Origin of the sequence: Micromonospora noduli (genome assembly GCF_003264475.1) — a bacterium.
Taxonomy (GTDB): domain Bacteria; phylum Actinomycetota; class Actinomycetes; order Mycobacteriales; family Micromonosporaceae; genus Micromonospora; species Micromonospora noduli.
The window spans coordinates 856952-875770 of the sequence record NZ_PYAC01000001.1; the positions used below are offsets into that span (position 1 = coordinate 856952).

Sequence of the window (18819 nt, forward strand, 5' to 3'; positions counted from 1 at the left end):
ATGAGCGCCGAGGGTGTCGTGGTGTCTTGATTGACTGGGTCGATGCGGATCGAGGAAGTTGAGGGGATCGCGGCGGCCCTGGGTAGCAGGGTCGTGACGACATCGGTGTTGGCGGGCGGTTTCTCTCACGAGACCTGCCTTCTCACGCTTGCTGACCGTCGGGTCGTTGCCCGGTTCGGAGGAACCGACCCGACGGTTGAGGCGGGGGTCATGGACGTCGCCCGCCGGTATGCGCCGGTCCCGGACGTCTTGTTGGTCATGCCCGCCGGAGACGGGCGGGTGCGCCCCGCGATGGTCATCGAGTATGTGGACGGCGTCTTGCTGAGTGGTGTGCTCGCTAGGGGCGATCTTGGGCGGTTGGAGGCGGGTGAGCTGGGGGCCGAGGTCGGACGGGCCGTCGCGCGAGTCGCTGGTGCGACGTTCGACCGACGAGGTTTCTTCGTGGACGGGGATCTCACCGTCAAGGAGGAGCGTCCCTGGTCGCAGCAGTTGGTCGAGGTCGCCGAGGTGTGTATGGCTGCGGTTCCCGACGGCCGGCTCGACGGCGAGACGCGTCGTGCCTGGGTGATGTTGTGCGCGGCTCACGCGACGGCGTTGGAAGGCATCGACGGTCAGACTCGGCTCGTACATGCCGACATCAACCCGAAGAACATCCTGGTCTCCCGTGTGGGCGGCGGTTGGCGAGTGGATGCGCTGCTCGACTGGGAGTTCAGTTATTCCGGTTGCCCGTATGGCGACGCTGCGAACATGGCCCGGTTCGGCGCTGACTACCCCGCCGGATTCTTGGACGGCTTCCAGGCGGGCTTCGCCGAGCAGCAGCCCGCAGACCTGCCCCTGGTGCGGAACTGGACCTATGTGGGGCGGGTCCTTGACATGTTCGCGTTGAGTGACCTGCTGACTCGCCCTCTGGGGCATGCCGTGGCCGACCAAGCCGCCGACCAGGTCCGGCGGTGGGTTGGAAACGGCGTACCGGACAGTGTGTGACGTGTCGGGGCGGGCTGGGCTGTCACACGTTGCGGGGGATAAATTTTGCGGAGCACGCATATTTGCGTGCCCCGCAATTAGTGCTAGCGTGGTGGCATGACGGGGCTACGGGAGCGCAAGAAGGCCGAGACACGGGCGGCGCTCGGTTGGGCTGCGATCCACCTCACCGCCGAGCACGGCTACGACAACGTCCGCGTCGAGGACATCGCCGAGGCGGCCGGCGTCTCCCCGCGCACCTTCAACAACTACTTCTCCAGCAAGGCCGAGGCGATCGCCTCCCGCCACCTCGACCGCAGCCTGCGCACCGCCGCCGCGCTACGCGAACGTCCCGCCGACGAGCCGCTCTGGGTGGCGCTCACCCAGGCCTCGCTGGAGCAGTTCACGCGCGGCCCCGAGGTCGAGGCGATGCCCTCCCCCTCCCACGCCCAGTGGGTTGCCGGCGTACGCACCATGCTCGCCGAACCCGCGCTACAGGGCGAACGGCTGCGCGCCACCGCCCTCGCCGAGGCCGAGCTTGCCGCCGCGGTCGCCGAGCGCACCGGCACCGACCTCGCCACCGACATGTATCCGAGGCTCGTCGCGGCCGCCGCCAGCGCCGCCGTCGCCGTCGCCACGCAGCACTATCTCGACAGCGCCGACCCACCCGCCCCGATCGAACGCCTCATCACCGACGCCTTCACCCAGGTCGCCGCCGGCCTCCCGGCCCCACCCCGCTGAGGCTCCGCCCCTCGCAGGGCACCACCCCACCCACGTCACCACCTCACCCACGTCTCCAGCCGCGTCCCACTCCCGCGGCGGGCCGGCCACGTGCCGCACCTGCCGTGGCGATGACGCACACCCCCGAAGGAACCACGACCATGATCGATGTCATCATCGTCGGAGCCGGCCCCAACGGCCTCATGCTCGCCTGCGAACTGGCCCTCGCCGGCGTGCACCCCCTCGTCCTCGAACGCCACGCCACGCCCACCGGCGAGCCGCGCGCCAACGGGCTCGTGGGCCAGGTCGTCCGCCTGCTCGACCGGCGCGGCCTCTACGCGCAGCTCAGCGGAGAGAGCACCCCACCGACCCCCCAACCGGCCTTCACCTTCGGCGCGTTCCCGCTGGATCTCACGATGCTCGCGGAGAACCCGCACTACGTGCTCGGCGTGCCGCAAGCCCAGCTCGAGGCCGGTCTCGCCGCCCGAGCCGCCGAGCTCGGAGTCGACCTGCGCCGCGGCCACGAGGTCGTCGACCTCCGCCAACGCCCCGACGCGGTCGAGGTCAACCTCGCCGACGGTACGCAGCTCACCAGTCGTTTCGTCGTCGGAGCCGACGGCGGCCGCAGCGCCGTGCGCCGCCTCGCCGGCATCGACTTCCCCGGTGTCACCAACGACAGGTCGATCTCCCGCACCGCCACCGTGACCGTGCCCGGGCCATCCCTCGACCCCGAAACGGGCGGCCTGCGCGTCCCCGGCTACGGCGTCGTCGCGCCGTTCCAGCACACCCGCACCGCGCGTGGCCTGATCGCCTGGGCCCCGTTCCCCGGCCGCCCGGCGATCCTGAGCACGACGGAGTGGCCCGACACGCCAACGAACGACGAGACCCCGATGACCCTGGCGGAGCTCCGCGCCAGCGTCGCCCGGGTGCTCGGTGCCGACATCCCCCTCGGCGCGCCTGACGGCCCCGGCCTGCTGCGGCGACTGACCGGCCGCAACACCCGCATCGCCGCCCGCTACCGCGCCGGCCGGGTGCTGCTGGTTGGCGACGCCGCGCACGTGCACCCCGCAATGGGCGGCCCCGGCCTCAACCTGGGCCTGCAGGACGCGGTCAACCTGGGTTGGAAGCTCGCCGCAACGGTACGCGGCTGGGCACCGCAGGGTCTGCTCGACACGTACGAAAGCGAACGTCGCCCCGTCGCCGAACGGGTCGTCATGTCCACCCAGGCGCAGTCGGCCCTCATCGGCCCCGGCGACGAGATCAGCGGATTGCGGGAACTCTTCGCCGAACTGCTGCGCAAGCCGGAGGTGACCCGGCACATCGCGGCGCTGATGTCCGGCGCGGACATCAGCTACCCCGCCGACCCCACCGACCCGTTGGCCGGCCGCTGCGCCCCCGACGTGGTCGTGCACACCGACCACGGCGCGACACGCCTCGCCGAGCTGACCCGCACCGCCCGGCCACTGCTGCTGGACTCCACGGGTGCCCACGCCGGGATTGCCGCACCATGGCGAGACCGGGTCGACGTGGTCACCGGCTCACTGGAGGGCACGACGGCGACTGCCCTGCTCATACGCCCCGACTGCTTCATCGCCTGGTCCGCCGGGAACGCCGCCACGTTGCGCGCCTCGCTCACCCACCACTTCGGCCTACCAGGCTGACCATCCACCAGCGCCAGCGCGCCCTTTCCGGAAGCCGAGGCGTCTCGGCCCTGTCTGGCTCTCTTCAGCGTCGGTTCGCGTCGTACGCCTTCCAGGCCTCGACCGGAGTGAGCGGAACCGGCGCGGGTCGCTGCGCCACAGTCGTCAGCTCGATCCGCTGGCCTTCCGCCGCCGACCGGAGCAGGCTGGTCATCGTTTCGAGCACGTGCAGCGCGACGTCGCCGCCGGCGCGCGGCGGACGCTGATCGTCGGCCCTGACAAGGTCGATCAGACCGATGCCCCGGGAACCCTTGGCGTAACCAGCCTGCGGTTCGAGGGCGCGCCATTCGGTGCCACCGAGCGGGAAGAGACGGACCTCGCCGTCGAAGTAGTTCGGATCGGGTACGGCGAGCGAGCCGGCCTCCCCGTGCACCTCGATCGGTGCGGCAGTCGTCCGGACGCCGTCGAAGCTCGTCGTGATGGTGGAGAGCGCACCGTTGGCGTGCTCGAGGACGCCGGTGAGGTGGGTGTCCACCCCCACCGGGATTCGCTCGCCGGTGCGCGGGCCCGAGCCGATGACGCGCTCGGCGCGCAGGCGGCTGGCGGCTCCGGTCACCGCCCGGACCGGCCCGAGCAGGTGGATGAGCGCCGAGATGTAGTACGGCCCCATGTCCAGCATCGGGCCGCCGCCGGGTGCGTAGTAGAAGTCAGGGTTGGGATGCCAGCGTTCGTGCCCCGGAGTGACCATGACGGCCGATGCGGACATGGGGCGTCCGATGAGCCCGCCGTCGATCGCCGCCCGCGCCGTCTGCGTACCCGTACCCAAAACGGTGTCCGGCGCGCAACCGACGCGGACGCCGGCCGACGCGGCGCGCTCGATGATCGCGCGGCCGTCCGGGAACGTCACGGCGAGCGGCTTCTCGACGTACACGTCCTTGCCGGCGTCGATCGCGCCCAGCGAGATGTCCGCGTGCGCCGCGGGGATGGTGAGGTTGAGCACCGTCCCCACGTCCGGGCGGGCGAGCAGGCGCTCGACGCTCATCGCCTCGGCTCCGGGAATCGTGGCCGCGACCGCGGCCGACCGGGAGGCGTCGAGGTCGGCCACCGCGGCGATGCTCACCTCGGGGTGGTCCGCGAGTGTGTCCAGGTACGCGCGGGAGATGAACCCGAGACCTACGACGCCGACGCGGTGCGGGTCGCCCACACCATTCCCCTCTCGATGACGGTACGGACGCCCGGGTGCTCCAGCACGTCCAGGCTGTGGCCGGGGGTCGTCACGACGACGCGTCCGGCACCCCACAGTCGGGTCCAGATCGCCGGTGAGGTGACCGGCCGGTGCCACGGGTGCCATGCCTGCGTCGGGTGGGTGGTGACGGCCAGTACGTCGATCAGGTCGTCGTGCAGCACCCAGTACTGTTCGGTGACCAGGTCGAAGTCCTCGATGCCCGCGGTGATCGGGTGCTCCCGGCCGAGGTCGGTGATGCGCACCGTGTGCGGCAGGAAGTTGTCCTCCGGGCCGCCGTGACGCTCACACGGCTCCAAGCCCGGATGGGTCGCGAACTGGCCGCCCACCAGGTGCAGGTATTCCGATGACGCGCGGAACGCGTCCACGATGCCGCCGTGCCAGCCGGTGAAGCCCGTGCCGGCGACGACCGCCGCGCTGAGGCCGGCCACCTGGTCCGCGGTGATCTGCGACATCGTCATGCACTGCACGACGAGGTCGGTCTCGGCCATCTCGGCGGCGTCGGCGTAGATCTCTGTCGACTCCTCGACCCGTACGGCATAGCCGCTACGTTCGAGGAAGGGGAGGAACAACTCGGTCGCCTTGACCGGCTGGTGCCCCTCCCAACCGCCCCGAACCACCAGTGCTCTGCGCTGCGCCACCATCGCTCCCTCCCACGGCCGCCGCCACCGGGTTGGCCGCTTCCGACCCGACGACGTGCCGCCGATGCCCGTACGTGTCGAGCACCGAAACCGTACCCGTGGTCGCCGACAAAGCCGACGTACGCCGGCTTCCGGATTCCACTGTGCACGGTCGGCTCACGCCGCAGCAAGAACGCAGGTGCTGAAACGGCGCAGAGGTTCCGGGCCGGGCGGGTCGAGATCGCGAGCGTCGCAGCGGGATCTGCTGATCAACCGCTACGGCGGTTACCATACTGGCGAGGGCTCTGAACCGAGCCCCGGCCGCCAAGGTGCTGACCCTTTCCATGCGGTTGAGGCGAGGCGACCTTGCCCTTCGCGCGTCGGGCAGCCCGATTCGCGGGAACGGCAGGCGGGTCGGTCTCGGTCTCGGTGTCGGCCGCTGTCGGGGTGTCGGCAGCCACCGCGGGGTCGTCTTGGGCGGGCTCAGGCTCCGGCATCGGGTTCTCCTTGGATCTGGTGGGGTCCTACGGGCCATCGATGGCCGCCGGGACGCGGACTGATCGACGCCGGGGTGTGCTCCTTGACGGTAGCGCAACGCCAGGGCCAGGCGAGTGTTCCCCCGCTCGGATGGGACGGTCGTTACCTGCTGCCTGCCGGCGCGGACCGAACCCCAGGCCGCAACCGCATCGCCGGAACTGGATACTTCTTCTGGCCCGAACCGAAGGGCGCCCGTGCCGAAGCTCGCCATGGTCGCGCGGCGAGAGTTACGGCCCAGTATGCGGAGGTGGGTGGGTATTGGGCCGTCCGGAAAAGCCCGTGGACCCGGCGGCAGGCCCGGTGCAACGGTTGGCGTGGCAGCTGCGACAGTTGCGGGAGCACGCGGGCAACCCGAGCTATCGGCTCCTGGCTCGGCGCGCGCACTACTCGGCAAGCACGTTGGCGGACGCGGCGAAGGGTGACCGGCTGCCGTCGTTGGAGGTGACGCTCGGGTACGTCCAGGCCTGTGGCGGCGACCCGGCCGAGTGGCGGGCACGGTGGTCGGCCATCGCCGAAGCGGCGGTCGCCTCCGGTACCGCCGAGACCACCGCGCAGCGCTGCCCGTATCAGGGGCTGACGGCATTCCAGCCCGAGCAGGCGGAGCTGTTCTTCGGCCGTAGGGAGTTGGTCGAACGGCTGCTGGCACGGGTCGATCGGCGGTGCCTGACCGCGGTTGTCGGGGCTTCCGGAAGCGGCAAGTCCTCGTTGCTGCGCGCCGGTCTGCTGGGAGCCATCGCCGCCGACCGTGGGCTCGCGCAGCGGTGGCAGACCATGTTGTTGACGCCGACCGAACGCCCGCTGGAGGCGTTGGCCGCCGAGGTCGCGAAGGTGACCGGCCAGGATGCCCCAGAGATCCGGAAGGACCTGGCGGCGGATCCCGCGGCGCTCGACATCGCGGTGCGCAGCGCACTGGCCGGCGGCCCGCCGCAGGCCCGCGCGCTGCTGGTGGTGGACCAGTTCGAGGAGGTGTTCACACTCTGCCCCGACAATGCGGAACGCCGCCGGTTCGTCGAGGCGCTGCTGGACGCCGCGCACGGGCCCGACCGCCGCACCGCTGTGGTGCTCGGGGTACGCGCCGACTTCCTCGCCCACCTTATGCAGTACCCGAACCTCGCCGCAGCGCTGGACGACGAGGCGTACCTCCTGGTGCGGCCGGTGAGCTCCACCGACCTGCGGGAGATCATCATCCGACCCGCCGCCCAGGTCGGCATGGCCGTCGAAGCCGACCTGGTCAGCACGGTGCTCGCCGATGCCGCCGACGAGCCGGGCGCGTTGCCGCTCGTCTCGCACGCGCTCCTCGAGACGTGGCAGCGACGCACCGGGGAGACCCTCACCCTGACGGCCTATCAGGCGAGCGGCGGTATGCGCGGGGCAATCGCCCAGACTGCCGAGCGGGCCTATGGCGACTTCGGGTCAGCCGAGCAACAAGCCGCTCGCCGGGTCTTCCTACGGCTCACCGCATTGGGCGACGGCACCGAGGACACCCGGCGGCGCATCACGCGTACCGAACTCGACGGTATCGCCGACGAGGCTGTCACTGCCCGAGTTCTGGACAAGCTGGCCGAATCCCGTCTGGTGGTCATGGGCGACGGCACGGTGGAGGTGGCCCATGAGGCACTCATCCGGGCCTGGCCGCGGCTACACCGATGGCTGACCGATGGCCGCGCGAACCTGCTGATCCACCGGCGACTCACCGAAGCCGCGCACACCTGGGCGACGCTCCACCGTGATGCCGGAGCCCTGTACCGGGGAACCCAACTCCTGGGCGCGCAAGCCCTGGCCGAGGACCATCCGGAGGAGCTCAACGAACTCGAAAGCTCGTTCCTGCACGCCAGCTCCGCTCTCGCCGAATCCGAGCAGAACGCCGCCCGGCGTCAGGCCCGCCTGTTCAAGCGCTTCGTGGCAGGCATATCCACGCTGCTCGTCCTCGCCCTGTTGGGTGGCGGCGTCGCGGTACGACAACGCCAGGACACCCGCCGACAGCAGGTGGCCACGCTCTCCGGTGAACTGTCGCTGCAAGCCCGATCCCTGCTCGCCACCGATTCCGAGCTGGCCGGCCTGCTGGCCGTCGAGGCCGACCACCTCAACTCGAACACCGAGACCCAGGGCAGTGTGCTCAGCGCGGCTGCCGCGCCCCGCCGCACCGAGCTCAACGTCGGCGGGCCGTCCATCTACACGGTCGCGTTCAACCCGGACCATTCCCTGTTGGCCTCCGCGGCCGGCGACGGCACCATCGGATTGTGGGACCCCGCACGCGGTGCGCGGCTCGCCACCCTCTCCGGCCACACCGGTCGGACCGCCGACCTGGCCTTCGCCGACCACGGAAGGCTGCTCGCCTCCGTCGGGATCGACAGGTCCATCATCATCTGGGACGTAGCGACGCGCCAACAGACGACCCGGTTGACGGAGAGCAACCTCGGGTCGGGGATGGCCTTCAGCCCCGACGGGACCAAGCTCGCCGTCGGTCTCACCGGCGGCCCCGGCACCGACGCGAACGCCGGCCGTGCCGGCGACATCGCCCTCTACGATCTGCGGACCACAACTCGCACCCTGCTCCGCGAGCACCGGAGTCCGGTCAGATCGCTCACGTTCAGCCACGACGGCACGATCCTCGTCTCCAGCGACGGGGTGGAGCACCCGGCCGCTTGGCGTGTGGCGACCGGCGTGCTGTTCGCCAGACTGCCCGCCGAGCATGTCTTCTCGGTCGCCTTCGGTCCCTCGGGGTATGTCCTCGCGGGTTCCGTTGACGACCGCGGGGTGTACCTGTGGGATCTTGCGAGCGGCCAGCCCGTCCGCCTTCCGCCGCTACCGCTGGCCGGCCGCTACGCATGGACGATCTCCGCGCCCACCGACAGCATGCTCGCCGTGGCCGACGAGAACGGCGCGATCACCATCTGGGACGTGCGACGCCGCGAGTCCCTGCAGACCTTTCAGGACCGGGGCCGCACCGAGACGGTGTCCGTCGCCCTGAGCCGGGACGGGGCGATGCTCGCCTCCGCCGGCTTCAACGGAACCATCGTGCTCCACAATTTGGCGGATGCCCCGTTCAGCGGTTTCGCAGCCCAGGTCAAAGACCTGAAGATCAGCCCGGACGGCAGCCGTGTCGCCTCGGCGGGCAGCGACGGCACGGTCCGTCTCTGGGACACCGACGGTAGACACGTGGCTGCCCTCGCCGGGCACGCAGACGAGGTGCAGGCCGTCGCGTTCAGCCCCGACGGGCTCCGGCTCGCCGCCGTGACCCGGAACAACATCATCACGATCTGGGATCTCCAACGTCGACGGCACGCCACCCGACCGATCGTGTCCAAGGGAATCGGTGCCTCCACGGACGTCGCCTTCGACCCTGGTGGCCGTCTCGTCGCAGCCGCCACGCTCGGCCCCTTCATCTGGGACGTCGGCGACATCAACGACCCGACCGACATCACGGCCAGGTTCCCAACGCAGATCGTCACGTCGCTGGCCTTCAGCCCGGACGGCCGCCGCCTCCTGGGCGCGAGCGTCGGCGGCTTCGTCAACACGTGGGACGTCACCACCGGCAAACTTCTCAGCCGAGTGAAAAGCCAGCAGGGCACAGTGCAGGACATCGCGATCAGCCCGGACGGAGCTCTGCTCGCGACCGCCGGCGACAGCCGTACCGTCAAGCTCTGGGACGCCGCGACCGGCAGCGAACTCGCCGTTCTGCACGGCCACACCGCGCCCGTCCAGGTTCTTGCCTTCAGCCGCGACGGCCGCAGGATCGCGTCCGCTGGCGACGACCGCACCATCGCCGTCTGGGACACCGCCACCCAGCAACGCGTTGCGACCCTCAGCGGCCACGGCGCGAGAGTCCGCGGGCTCGCCTTCACTGCCGCCGGAACTCTCATCTCCGGCGCCGAGGACGGCCGAATCATCCGCTGGTCGTTCGATCTCCGCGCCGCCAGGGCCCAGATCTGCGCCACGGCCGGCCGTGAGCTGACCCGGCAGGAGTGGGCGACACACATCCCATCAGAACCGTACAAGCCCTCCTGCGGCACACCGCCGAATCGCTGACTGAGCCGCGCAGACGTCCGAAGAATTGTCCGACGTTGTTTGTCCGGTGCCGCCGCCCTGTCGGACAACCTCGCCCCGCACCAGCCTGACTCCAGGACACAAGCCTTGCGGTGGGTGTCCGCCGAGGAGTCCGACCACCCCGGGGAGCAGCCCGACGGGGGTCCCGGGCAGTCGGACGACACTGCGATGAAGGAGAACTCAATGAAGCGGATGGCAGCACTGATCGCATTGCTCATGACCGTGCTCGCGGGCACGCTCGTCACCGCCAGCCCCGCCCACGCTCGCAGTCAACCGGAATGCGAGTCCTACGACGTCGTCAGCAACCAGGCGGGTTATCGGGTTGCCGCGCCGGTCGGCAAGTACGGCGTCCTGCCGTGCTCGCTGGTCTGGGGCGACGGCGGGCCGGGCACGGTGGCCCTCCAGTGGGCCCTGAACGACTGCTACCTCGCACCCGCCGGCAAGACGCTGCTCAGCGATGACGGGGCGTTCGGTCAACTGACCTTCAACGCGCTGAAGTTCGCCCAGAGCAAGGCGGGCATCAGCGCGGACGGCCAGTTCGGGCCGCAGTCACGCGCCTCCCTGAAGTTCCCCGCCTACACGGGCGGAACCTACGGAACCCCTACCTGTGCCCGCCTCGGCCGTCCACTGCCGTAGCTGCCGCTGCGTGGGCCACGCCGGCGGTGACAGCGCAAACGCTGTCACCGCCGGCTCGCCGATCCCCACACTGCCGTTCGTCGCGGAGACCTTCAGAGGTACGGGCTCAGTCGAGTACCGACTCGCCGCCCGGGTAGGCGAACGACGCGCGTGGTGAGTAGAAGCCCCAGACGATCTCCAGCGGATCGGCCGGACGCAGCGCGTACACCGGATGGTCGGGCTCGAGGAACTCCAGCGACTCGACCTCGAACGGGTCGACCGGCTCCGCCACGAAGGGGTAGTTGCCGCTGAGCAGCCTGCCGTCGAGCCGGGTGAGGTAGCGCAGTTGGCCCCGGTTGACGGCGTCGCCGGTGCGCCCGACGCGGGCCGTCGTCCTGATCACGGGCACGCCGTCCGCCTCGGTGGTCGCGATCAGCCGTTGCCCCCGTACCTCGATGGTGGTCCTTCCCGGCGAGGCCGGCACGCCCCGGGCGGTGGCGTACGCCCGGACGACCGGGCTGGAGTTGACGTACTGCGTCCACCAGCGGCCGGGCGTGACGCCGTCCGGGGCGTCGACCCCGGAGAGGTCCGGACCGATGTACGTCAGGGAGTAGGCGCCGAAGCCAGAGGTCTGCCCGTCGTCGTCGACGACGTACTGGTTCATGAAGACCTGGTGGTTCGGTGCCGGCCGGAGCCCGTCGGGCACCAGGGCGGCCACCGCGTCGGGGTCGGCCGGCAGCCAACCGAAGTAGATCATTCTGCTGTTCACGACGAGCTGCGGAGCGACGATTTCGGTCACGAGGGGTCCTTCCGCTGGGCATCGGTCCGTAGTCGCGACGCTACGGAGCCGCCCGCCGCCCGGACAACGACGGATTGCCGACATGCAACCCGTCGTTGTCCGGCTCGGGAAGGCCACGGTGAATCGGTCGTCAGGTCGGAGCGACCGTCAGACGGTGGTGCGGGACCACTGCTGGTTGGTGCCGGAGTTGCACGAATACTGCTTGAGGACCACTCCGTCCGCTGTCGCCGCGGCCGGCACGTCCACGCACTTGTTGCTGTGTCGTGCCCGGAGCTGGAAGTAACCGCCGTTGGCGACCATCTGGAACTGCTGGTTGGTGCCGGTGCCACAGGTGTACTGGACGAGCTCGGCGCCGTCGGCGGTCGATGCGCTCACCACGTCGAGGCACTTTCCGCTGTGCCGGCTGACGATGCGCCAGTAGCCGCTGCCGGCGTCCTGGAACTGCCACTGCTGCCACGCACCACCGCCGTACGTGTACTGGCCGACGCGCGCGCCGTTGTCGGTGTTCGGCTGCTGGACGTCCATGGCCTTGCCGCTGTGCCGCACGTCGATCCGGTAGAACGTCCCCGTCGATGGCGGGGGTGTCGTCGGGCCACCGCCGACGGTGTCGCCCCACGCGTACCGGATCCGGTCCGCGCCGGAGGTGTTACGGACCGTCAGGTTGAGGTCGGTGCCGCTGCCGCTGAGGGCGAACATCGAGTACCAGTCGTAGCCGATGGTGCCGGTCTTGCCGCCGAGGGCGGGCCAGTAGGTGCCACCCATCTGGTTGTCCCGCATGACCTGGGCCATGGCCCGGATGTAGCGCACGAAGTTGTCGGTGCTGCCCGCGTCGGCGTAGTTGCGACCGTCGTTCATCGGTGCGCCGAACTCGGTCGCGACCGCGCGGGAGGCGCAGTTGCCGAGGCGCGCCTGGATGTGGCTGCGGAAGGCGTCGTAGGTCATCGCGCCGTAGAAGAAGGCGTAGTAGTGGAAGGACAGCAGCGTCGAGTTGAAGCGGCTGTCGTTGCAGATGTCGCGCAGGTCCTGGCTGAAGCCGGTGCCGCCGATCAGCACCCGGCCGGGCACCGCCGAGTAGTGGTAGCTGAGCCAGTTGGCGGCGACGTTGCGCCACTCCGCCGAGCTGTAGCCGTGCGGCTCGTTCATCGGCTCGAAGTAGACGTTGGTGTTCGTGCCGTACGTGTTGGTCACTGTGGACCACATCGCGTTCCACGCGGCGAGGTTCGTGATCCTGCCGCCGGAGGCGGCGCCGTCCTCCCAGTAGGCGAGGATGACCTTGAAGCCGCGGGCGGTGGCCGCGTCGATGGCACCTCGGTACGCCTCCCACCAGGCCGTCCCCACCGTGTGGGTGTTGATGGGCAGTCGGATGGTGTTGACCCCCATGGTGGAGGCCATGTCGTCGTAGAGGGCATTGGCCTTGGCCCGCACGGTTGCGTTGCTGTCGGACATGCTCAGGCCCTGCACGACGAGCGGGCTGGTCTTGAAGTTGTCACCCAACATGGCCCAGTTCATGCCACGGAACTGGTTGGTGGCGGCAGTGGCCGGCGATGACGCGACGGCGACGAAGCCAACCATCGCCGTCAACGCGGCCACCAGGGCGCAGAGCACCCGTCGATGTAGTGCCACAGTCGAAACTCCTCGGAGAGGGACCAGGTTCAGCTGGTCACGCGGAAGGTGGCGTCGGCACGGCTCTGCGCGTCGGACACCGGGTCGAGTCGGAGCAGGTAGCTGTAGTGCCGGAGGTAGCGGTCCGGGTGGCTGTAGGACTGGAACGACGTCCACGACGAGTTGGCGAGGCCGGCGACCTGCCGAAAGGTGGCGTCGGCGGCGAAGGTGGCGGTGCCGTCGTTGGCTTCCAGCCGGAAGTCGTATCCGTAGTGGCGCAGGTAGTGGCCCGGGTAGTTGACCGACTGGATGGAGACGGTGCCGGAGCCGACCAGGCCGGGCACCAGCCGCCACTGGCCGTCCTGGGCAGGGCTGACGTTCGGGTCGATGCGGACGTCGTAGTCGTAGTGCCGCACGTACCGGTCCTGGAAGTTGTACGACTGGATCCGGTTGACCGCGGTGGCGGGCCAGCGGGTGAGCACCCGGTTCTGCTCGGCAGCGGTCAGGTTGAGGATCGAACCGTGCCGTTTCTTGGTGCCGCCCATCGAGTACGAGCCGGACGCCGGCAGGCGGTAGCTGCCCGGGCTCGACGGATCGGTGGTCAGGACCGGCAGGTAGCCGCGCCCGCTGGAGTACTGGTCGAGGTAGAGGACCCACTCGTTGCGGGTGTTCATTTTCATCCACATCGGGCCTTCGACCTGCGCGCCGGTCAGCCCGATGCCGGAGAGGTTTCCGAGGCTGGTCCAGGTGCCGAGGATGGAGTTGCTGCCTTCGATGGCGATCTGGCCGTCCCGGGAGGCCCGGACGTAGCGGTAGGCGCCGACTCCGGCCGGCACCTCGACGATCTGGGTGTCGATGATCTCCTGGTTTCCCGGCCGGTTGACGTAGGGCTGCGGTGTGGTGACGCTGCGGAAGTTCGCCGTGCGCGCGTAGTAGATGCGGTGCTTGGTCGCGCCGTTGAGCGGGACGTTCGTCGCCCAGTAGAGGACGTAGTCGCCGGTGGCCGGGTTCCAGATCGCCTCGGGCGCCCAGGCGTTGCGTCCGTCTGGAATTGCGCCGGCGACGTTCAGCAGCCACGGCGCCGACCAGTTGACCAGGTCGGTGGACTCCCACACGACGAGGTTGCGGCTGCCGTTGTTGATCGCGGTCGACCAGTCCTGACCGCAGCCGATGCACAGGTCGGTGGCGATGATCCAGTACCGGTCGCCGGCCGGCGAGCGGACCAGGGCGGGGTCGCGGACGCCGCGGGTGCCGACTGTGGACCGCAGCACGAGCCCACCGTTGTTGAGGTCGGTCCAGCGTAGGCCGTCGGTGCTGTGGGCGAAGTAGATCTGCTGGTCGGTCGACGACTCGCCGGTGAAGTGCGCCATCAGGTAGCCGACGGTCGGGTCGAGCGCGGCCGCCTCCTTCGGCGTCGCCGCCGACCAGGTGGTGAACAGCAGGCTCGCGGCCACCGCAACCGCGCAGAGCCGGGCGAGGACTCTCGACATGTGTCTCTCTCCTTCGCGCAGGGGCTTACCAGTCAGCTAGAGCGTCGGCACAACGGGCCGGATGGTGCCGTCGGTGCCGAACTCCATCCGGTCGATGGCGGTCTCGCGGTTGGTGCCGTTGCCGGTCGGTACGGCGAAGCGGTGGTAGGCGATGTACCAGGTGTCGCTGCCGGGTGCCCGGACCACGGAGTGGTGACCGGTGCCCTTGATGCCGACGTCGAGGCGCTTCTGCAGCACCACGCCGCGCCTTGTCCAGGGCCCGAGGGGTGAGGAGCCGGTGGCGTAGGCGACCCGGTAGTCCTCGCTACGCGTGTCGTTCTCCGACCACATGAAGTAGTACAGGCCGTTGCGCTTGAACACGAACGGCGCCTCGTTGTAGCCCGACGGGGTGATGACCCGCGCCTGCGTCGCGTCGAAGGAGACCATGTCGGCGTTCAACCGCACCGCCCGCGCGACGCCCTGTCCCCAGTACAGATAGGACTGCCCGTCGTCGTCGGTGAACACCATCGGGTCGATCGTCTGCCCGCCGGAGAACTGGTCGCTGCGGATCAGCGGCCGGCCCAGCGCGTCACGGAACGGTCCAGTGGGGCTGTCGGCCACCGCCACGCCCAGCTGTTTGACGGTGTTGCCACTGGCCGCGCCGCCGCTGAAGTACAGGTAGTAGCGGCCGTTGGCGGCGGCCACCGCCGGCGCCCACGCCGAGTTGTCAGCCCAGGAGACGTCCGGACCGTGGTCGAGGATCACGCCGTGGTCGGTCCAGTTGACCAGGTCGGTCGAGGAGAACGCCTTGTAGTAGGTGCCGGCCCAGCTCGCGTAGCCGTCGGTGGTCGGGTACAGGTAGTAGCGGCCGTTGAACACGGCAAGGTGCGGGTCGGCGAAGAGACCCGGGATCACTGGTCCCTTGGTGGTTCTGGGTGCCCAGGGCGCGACGAGGCGGAAGGCGCTGTCCGCCCGGAACGCGGCCGTGTCCTGGTAGGCGTCGAGCCAGAGCGCGAAGTCGCGGTGCCGGATCCGCCGGTTCGGATAGTTGTACGAGACGAGCGCCATCGATCCGCTGACCGAGCCGTCCACGGCACAGAAGGTGGCGTCGGCCCGGAACGCCGCGTCACCGGTGTTCGGGTCGACCCGGAGCCGGTAGTCGCGGTGCCGCAGGAACATGCCGGTCCTGGTCTGCAACGAGTAGCAGGTCGGCGACGCCAGACCGTTGACCACTGTGAAGGTGGCATCGAGCTTGGTCTGGTTGCCGCTGCTCGAGGTGACCGGGTCGAGTTGACCGAGATAGTCGATGTGCCGCACGTACCGTCCGGCCTGGTTGACCGCCTCCAGCGAGACCGCGCCGGTCGGCAGCGTGGCGGCATGCGCCGGCCGGTCGGCCACCACCAGGACAGCTGCGGCGGCCACGGCGGAGAGCACGAGGAGGGCACGTAGACGCATCGTCGATGCTCCCGACCGGATCACCATCCCGCCCCTCTCGCAAGATCGTCTATGTTAGCGTTAACAAGGACAGGCGGTATCCGGGCTCAGGCTTGGGCGGCCCTGGCGACGGGGTGGAGTGTCCACAGGCGGTGCCACTGGCGCGTCACACGACCACAGACACAATGTGTTCGGTTCGTTAAGTTCGCGTTGCGGACAAGTGTTAGCGATCGCATCCACGAGTGTCAAGGGATCGACCGCGGCCGCTCCCCCGCGACCCCGGTCACGCCACCCGTCATCCACAGTCCCGGTCAGACCGTGCCATCACCGTCCTGAAGCCATCGATGGACGACGGCGAAGTCCGCCTCGGTCAGGCCCGTGTACGGGTCAACGCGGTGCAGCAGCGCCCGCGCCGGGTGGTGAGCCCTCACCCATCGGTGGTCGGCGTCGGTGATCTCGTCGTCAAACCACACGAAGGGGCCTCCTGCTGCCCACTGGGTCAGGAACGCGGTCTTCCAGTGCAGGCCACGCCCCGTCCCCTCGTCGTCGTCCGGCCAATCGACGACGGGCAGGTCCGGAAGCCCGAGCCGGGGGGAGACGACCTCGTTCGCCTCCGCCATCCACGTCGTTGCCCAGACCAACTCGCCCTCCAAGGCGAGCAGCCGACGACCGTCATCCGGGTTGAGACGATCAAGGAGGGGATTGCCGGTGTTTTCCGTCTGCCGCTTGGCGGTGCCGCCCGACGGACTTCTCTGGCCAACCGGTCGGGCCTTGAACGGGATCAGTGGTCCGTCCACATCAAGGAAGATGACCGGACGTCCGGCGAAGCCGGGAGTCACGCCGGAACCGTCCCCTGCCGACCTTGATCCTCGAGCGCCTCACGCACCTGCATGAGCGCGAAGCCCAGCAGGTTGAGCCCTCGCCAACAGGCGGGGTCGCCAGCAGCCGGATCGTCGCGGTTCAGGCCGATGCCCCAGATCCGGTCGACCGGGCTGGCCTCCACGAGGACTCGCAGCCCGGTAGCCAGCAGAAACGCCCGGAGCGCGGGGTGCTGATCGAATTTCGCGAGGTTGCCGGCCACCACGATCGCGAAGCGGTGTTCACTCCAGGTCTGCTGATCGAAACCCGCGACGCGTCCTCCCAGCACCTTCGCGGCGTGGGGATGCGGAGCGGCGAGGATCTGTTTCGCCATCGCGCGGTCGCCGAACAGGGTGGCCTTGCGCCACATCATGTAGTGCTCCGCAGTGGCGAACCGCGTGTCGTCGGCGGTGAACGGCGCCGGCCACCACTGACTCAGGCAGCCTGCGCCGACACCACCGTCACGTTCGGGCTGGTGCCCCCAGAAGAACAGGAATTTGACCTGATGACCCTGTGCCTGCGCAGCGGCCAGATCCGCGACGCTACGAACCGATGACAGCATGATGGCGAGTGTGTGGCACCGGGGCTCGGCGTGCCCCGCATTTTCGACCGCGACGACGTGCTCGCGGCCGCCGCGACGCCGGGCATGCCCACAGCGCTGTGACATATTGCCCACGTCCGGCGGCAATCGAACCCGACGGCCGATACCTACAGTCGGACCATGACCATCGACGACGGCGTGCGGGTCTGGCTCCGCCGGCAGGGAGCTGAGCAGATCGCCCATCCCGGAGGCAACCTGTACGTCCACCTATGTCGAGTCAGCGAACGACTCGCCGTGCTCGGCTGCGCCCGTGACGTGCAAGCAGCGGGCCTCACCCACGCCGCCTACGGGACCGACGGGTTCGACGTCACCCTGGTTGATCGGGCCGATCGTGCGGTGCTGCGGGATCTCGTTGGCGCCGACGCCGAGGAGCTCGTCTATCTGTACGGCGCCTGCGACCGTGGACGCAGCTGGCAGCAGCTGGTGAGGACCGGTGAGGTGTTCGACCGCTTCACACGTCAGGTGCGGACGCCCGGTGAGACTCAACTTCGGTCGCTCGTGGACCTGAGCATCGTCAACGAGTTGGACGTCATCGAGCACGATCCTGCGGTGGCAGACCGGCACGGGGCCTACTTCCGGAAGCTGTTCGCGTCGTGGGCCCCGATCGCCTCGGAGCAGGTCATCAGCGATGCGCAGCGGGTCCTGCGGCAGTGACACCCGAATCGTCGCGTCCGACAGCACGGACCTCCGGCCGCGTACGGGTGCGAGCCGTCTACCCCGGCAGCTTCGATCCCGTCACTGCAGGGCATGTGAATGTGGTCAGCCGGGCACGCGCTCTCTTCGACGTGCGCACGCTAGGGGCGCGGCGGGCCGAGTAGGGCGGCGATCATCGCTTCGGGCTCGATGGTGGTTGGTCGATCGCTGACCTGCCCGTCGCCGAGTTCGATGACCCGCCACACTCCGTCCGCGCGTAGGGCGAGGTCCACGGTGACGAAGGGCAACCCGAGCCCGGCGATCATCGGCGTGAGCGACTCCAGGTCGACCTCGACCGAAGGGCGCTCGTTCGGGCTGTCCGGATGAGGGCCGATCAGGACGCAGTCGCCGTTGACCCACCAGGTGCGTACCTCGGCGGAGGTGAACCGCTCGAAGCGGCGCAGCACGAACCCGCCCACGAAGTCGTCCTCACGCAATTCCAAAAACCGGCTCGCCACTCTCCAGACGGCCACCGCGTCATCGAGCTCGGGGACGAAGGCCGCGTCGTCCCAGTAGTGCTTCATCGACTTGGTGTAGTCACGCAGTACCGCCGGTCCCGGCCCAAGCGCAACGCGCGCCTGGTCAAGATCCGCCTGATCCGAGCCCCGGGTCCACACCGACGCCGGAGTGACCGCCGCCAGCGCCGCGTACCAGCCGGGCAGCTCATGTGCCCGCCGATACTGCTCGCCACTGGTTCTCAACACCACACCGCGCTCGGCGAGGGCCTCGGCGAACGCCGCGTACCGCTCGCTGCGCAGCATCCAACCGCGATAGACCGCCGCACCGGTGCCCGAGACCGAAGCCACCGCCCGGTGTACGTCACAACCCCGCGCCACGGCGTCGTGGTCGACCACCGCAACCTGGAACCCGGCAGCACGGGCCGCCTCAGCCTCGGCCGCGAAGTGCTCGTCCGGGCGGCGTGGGCGCAGCGGGTTCGCGGGAACGATCAGGATCACGCTCGTATCCTGCCCGAACTCATGC

At 69.5% G+C, this 18819-nt stretch carries 16 protein-coding genes; 7 read left to right on the forward strand and 9 right to left on the reverse strand.

Translation table 11 applies throughout. From position 1 onward, the window contains the following. Window positions 1-42 precede the first annotated feature (42 nt). From MED15_RS03635 to MED15_RS03645, 3 genes are all read left to right on the forward strand, one after another. Complete coding sequence (locus tag MED15_RS03635) at window positions 43-984, forward strand: phosphotransferase (RefSeq protein WP_112697407.1); 942 nt, start codon at window positions 43-45, stop codon at window positions 982-984. A gap of 96 nt (window positions 985-1080) precedes the next feature. Continuing rightward, window positions 1081-1701, forward strand: a complete 621-nt coding sequence (locus MED15_RS03640) for a TetR/AcrR family transcriptional regulator (RefSeq protein WP_112734785.1) — start codon at window positions 1081-1083, stop codon at window positions 1699-1701. A gap of 140 nt (window positions 1702-1841) precedes the next feature. After that, complete coding sequence (locus tag MED15_RS03645; RefSeq protein ID WP_112734786.1) at window positions 1842-3341, forward strand: FAD-dependent monooxygenase; 1500 nt, start codon at window positions 1842-1844, stop codon at window positions 3339-3341. A gap of 64 nt (window positions 3342-3405) precedes the next feature. On the opposite strand, the gene MED15_RS03650 is transcribed toward MED15_RS03645, so the two are convergent. After that, entirely contained in the window at window positions 3406-4524 is a 1119-nt protein-coding gene (locus MED15_RS03650) for a Gfo/Idh/MocA family protein (RefSeq protein ID WP_112583495.1), read from the reverse strand. Further along, window positions 4494-5207, reverse strand: coding sequence for a ThuA domain-containing protein (locus MED15_RS03655; RefSeq protein ID WP_208646477.1), 714 nt, complete (start codon window positions 5205-5207; stop codon window positions 4494-4496). The genes MED15_RS03650 and MED15_RS03655 overlap by 31 nt, the downstream gene beginning before the upstream one ends. A gap of 603 nt (window positions 5208-5810) precedes the next feature. Here MED15_RS03655 and MED15_RS03660 point away from each other — a divergent pair. After that, window positions 5811-9749 carry an nSTAND1 domain-containing NTPase gene (locus MED15_RS03660; protein ID WP_167457563.1) on the forward strand — a complete coding sequence of 1313 codons (3939 nt, stop codon included), beginning with the start codon at window positions 5811-5813 and terminating at the stop codon, window positions 9747-9749. A gap of 114 nt (window positions 9750-9863) precedes the next feature. Next, window positions 9864-10403 carry a peptidoglycan-binding domain-containing protein gene (locus tag MED15_RS03665; protein WP_112583493.1) on the forward strand — a complete coding sequence of 180 codons (540 nt, stop codon included), beginning with the start codon at window positions 9864-9866 and terminating at the stop codon, window positions 10401-10403. Window positions 10404-10509: 106 nt separating this feature from the next. Here MED15_RS03665 and MED15_RS03670 read toward each other — a convergent pair whose 3' ends face one another. The 6 genes from MED15_RS03670 to MED15_RS03695 all read right to left on the reverse strand — a co-directional run bounded on the left by MED15_RS03670 (window position 10510) and on the right by MED15_RS03695 (window position 17106). Continuing rightward, on the reverse strand, window positions 10510-11181 hold the full coding sequence (locus tag MED15_RS03670) for an acetoacetate decarboxylase family protein (protein WP_225855281.1): 672 nt from the start codon (window positions 11179-11181) through the stop codon (window positions 10510-10512). Window positions 11182-11328: 147 nt separating this feature from the next. After that, window positions 11329-12804, reverse strand: a complete 1476-nt coding sequence (locus MED15_RS03675; protein ID WP_244220343.1) for an RICIN domain-containing protein — start codon at window positions 12802-12804, stop codon at window positions 11329-11331. Window positions 12805-12833: 29 nt separating this feature from the next. Continuing rightward, the gene (locus MED15_RS03680) at window positions 12834-14273 is read right to left on the reverse strand and encodes a glycoside hydrolase family 43 protein (RefSeq protein ID WP_112601363.1); all 1440 of its coding nucleotides are present in this window, start codon (window positions 14271-14273) and stop codon (window positions 12834-12836) included. 36 nt (window positions 14274-14309) lie between these two features. After that, on the reverse strand, window positions 14310-15707 hold the full coding sequence (locus MED15_RS03685) for a family 43 glycosylhydrolase (protein WP_208646479.1): 1398 nt from the start codon (window positions 15705-15707) through the stop codon (window positions 14310-14312). A gap of 290 nt (window positions 15708-15997) precedes the next feature. Further along, window positions 15998-16525: an HAD domain-containing protein gene (locus MED15_RS03690; protein WP_112734787.1), complete on the reverse strand. Its 528-nt coding sequence runs from the start codon at window positions 16523-16525 to the stop codon at window positions 15998-16000. Next, window positions 16522-17106, reverse strand: coding sequence for an NADAR family protein (locus MED15_RS03695; RefSeq protein ID WP_112697419.1), 585 nt, complete (start codon window positions 17104-17106; stop codon window positions 16522-16524). Before MED15_RS03695 ends, MED15_RS03690 begins: the two co-directional genes overlap by 4 nt. A gap of 159 nt (window positions 17107-17265) precedes the next feature. Here MED15_RS03695 and MED15_RS03700 point away from each other — a divergent pair, with 159 nt between their 5' ends. Together MED15_RS03700 and MED15_RS03705 are read left to right on the forward strand one after the other, a co-directional pair. Then, window positions 17266-17799, forward strand: a complete 534-nt coding sequence (locus tag MED15_RS03700; RefSeq protein WP_112697421.1) for a DUF6817 domain-containing protein — start codon at window positions 17266-17268, stop codon at window positions 17797-17799. A gap of 47 nt (window positions 17800-17846) precedes the next feature. Beyond that, window positions 17847-17963 (forward strand): adenylyltransferase/cytidyltransferase family protein, encoded by a 117-nt coding sequence (locus tag MED15_RS03705; RefSeq protein ID WP_112697423.1) that lies wholly within the window; start codon window positions 17847-17849, stop codon window positions 17961-17963. On the opposite strand, the gene MED15_RS03710 is transcribed toward MED15_RS03705, so the two are convergent. After that, a complete protein-coding gene (locus MED15_RS03710; RefSeq protein ID WP_112734788.1) occupies window positions 17940-18794 on the reverse strand; it encodes an ATP-grasp domain-containing protein in 855 nt (284 codons plus the stop codon). The two genes, MED15_RS03705 and MED15_RS03710, sit on opposite strands and share 24 nt — an antisense overlap. Between the last annotated feature and the right edge of the window lie 25 nt (window positions 18795-18819).